This window comes from Burkholderia sp. SIMBA_051 (genome assembly GCF_046534915.1).
In the GTDB taxonomy this organism is placed as follows: Bacteria; Pseudomonadota; Gammaproteobacteria; order Burkholderiales; family Burkholderiaceae; genus Burkholderia; species Burkholderia ambifaria.
The window spans coordinates 1-268 of sequence record NZ_JAWRXS010000332.1; the positions used below are offsets into that span (position 1 = coordinate 1).

1 protein-coding gene is annotated in these 268 nt (G+C 65.7%); it reads right to left on the reverse strand.

Going from position 1 to position 268, the window contains the following annotated elements:
• Positions 1-268, reverse strand: a 268-nt coding sequence (locus SB771_RS34755) for an MFS transporter (RefSeq protein WP_410722010.1), incomplete at both ends; no start/stop codon positions are given.

A 268-nucleotide genomic window follows, 5' to 3' on the forward strand; every position in this document is an offset into this window, starting at 1 on the left:
CCGAGCGCGAACATGCCGCGCCAGCCGATAAGCGGCAACAGAAGCGGCGTCAGCAATGCGGCCGCCAGTACGCCGAGTTGCCAACCAAGGCCCACATACGACGACACTCGCGCGCGCTGCGACGCCGGCCACGCTTCGGCCACGAGTGTCATGCCGATGCCGAACTCTCCGCCAAGTCCGATGCCCGCAATGGTCCGGTAAGCGAGCAAGTCGGTATAGCCTTGCGCGAGTGCGCAGAGGCCCGTGAAAACCGCGAACACCAGGATGG